The 1,471-nt window shown below is 72.4% G+C and carries 3 protein-coding genes; all 3 read right to left on the bottom strand.

Features of this window, described 5'->3' with window-relative positions; all coding sequences use genetic code 11:
* Positions 1 to 74: 74 nt before the first annotated feature.
* Complete coding sequence (locus ACYVE9_RS26550) at positions 75 to 260, bottom strand: hypothetical protein (protein ID WP_461030440.1); 186 nt, start codon at positions 258 to 260, stop codon at positions 75 to 77.
* Positions 257 to 1,030: a DUF2637 domain-containing protein gene (locus tag ACYVE9_RS26545; protein ID WP_461030439.1), complete on the bottom strand. Its 774-nt coding sequence runs from the start codon at positions 1,028 to 1,030 to the stop codon at positions 257 to 259. Before ACYVE9_RS26545 ends, ACYVE9_RS26550 begins: the two co-directional genes overlap by 4 nt.
* Positions 1,027 to 1,471: GGDEF domain-containing protein (locus tag ACYVE9_RS26540; RefSeq protein WP_461030438.1), on the bottom strand; the 445-nt coding region annotated here is incomplete at its 5' end. The genes ACYVE9_RS26545 and ACYVE9_RS26540, both read right to left, overlap by 4 nt.

Genomic DNA, 1,471 nt, shown 5'->3' with positions numbered 1-1,471 from the left:
CGCCCGCAGTTGCCGCCGGGTGGCGTAGCCGTCCGGGGCGAGCCGCCACCGGTAGGTGGGTATCAGCGAGTGCGTCACGGCTCCTCGCCCCCGTCCAGCACTTCGAGCAGCATGCCGGTCAGGGCTTCCAACTGGCCGATGTGCCGGCACAGCTCGTTCGCGGGCAGGTGGCCGACCTCGACGGCCCGCAGCCGTGCCAGCTCGGCACGAATCCAGCTCACCCGCCGCGCAGGCCACCCGGTCAGCTCACGAGGGCTCATGCCGGTGCCCCCTTCTTGACGACCTCACGCCGCAGCGCTGCGGCGTCGCGGCGGGACAGGTGCAGGTCCTCTCGCAGGCGGTCGATGGTGACCGGGCGACCGGTTTCCTTGACCACCTGCCGGTTCAAGCGCCGTGCCGCCTGCCGCAGCTCGGCGGCGGTCATGTCGGTGGTCACCTGGGTTACCGCCTCGGTGACCACCTGACGCGGCTTCACAGCGGCCACCGCAGCGGTCGCCTTCGGCCGCTCCAAGTCGGCCCACAGCGGCGCCCCCAACGGCAGCGACGTGACCGGCGGTATGACCGGCCGGGCGGGCGGTTCCGGTACCCGCTCGACGGTCACCACAGCGGGCACCGCGACGCGGGCGAGCGCGTCGTGTACCTGGCGCATGAGAGCGGCGAACGCCAGCAGTGCGGCCACCGGCGGAACCGCCGCCACGATGTACTCCAGCGGCTCACCCCCGGCACCCACCCCTGCGACGTTGAGCGCGATGGAGCCGAGCGACCCGGTACCGGCGAGCAGGTAGGCGAACCAGTCGAACTTCCCGCGCAGCGCGGCCCGCAGGATCAGCAGTTCACCGGCCACGATGAACAGGTCGACGGTGGCCGGCCACACCCACGCACGGGCGGGTGAGTGACCGAGACCGTTGCCGGCGGCGACGTCGTGCAGGTGCTCGTAGGAGAGCCAGAACGCGGCGGCCGTCAGTGCCACCGTCACCAACGTGGCACCGGCCGCGAGTGCGGCTTGAGGAGTGAGGGACAACCGTTTCATGATGTGCCTCGCCTTCCGGCCCGGCGGCCGTTGCTGGTCCGGTGGGAAGGCGTGGGGCCGTCAGCCACGAGCCAGCCGCCCCCGCCGCGCTTGGCGACGTACATGGCCTCATCCGCCCGCCGCAGCGACAAGGACAGGTCAGCGGTTGGGAGTTCGGCAGTCAGGCAGGCTCCGAGGGAAGCGCCCAGACCCAGGGTGTGGCCCCGGTAGTTCAGCGGCGCGCACAGGCAGTCGTGCAAGCCGCGCAGCAGCCACGGCACCGCGTAGTCGTGCGGCGCGGGGACAACGGCGGCGAACTCATCCCCGCCCAACCGCGCGGCGACCCCGCCCCGCCCGTCGTCCTCCAGCGCCTCAGTCAGCGCACCGGCAGCGGCGGTCAGGGCGTGGTCGCCGGCGGCGTGACCGAAGGTGTCGTTCACGGCCTTGAAGCCGTCCAGGTCG

The sequence above is a fragment of the Streptomyces sparsus genome, from assembly GCF_054776295.1.
This window is presented reverse-complemented; position numbering and strand designations above follow the sequence as displayed.

Bases quoted from the DNA above. Each gene is read 5' to 3' on its own strand.
- ACYVE9_RS26550 (WP_461030440.1), bottom strand. From the start codon at position 260: ATGAGCCCTCGTGAGCTGACCGGGTGGCCTGCGCGGCGGGTGAGCTGG.
- ACYVE9_RS26545 (WP_461030439.1), bottom strand. From the start codon at position 1,030: ATGAAACGGTTGTCCCTCACTCCTCAAGCCGCACTCGCGGCCGGTGCC.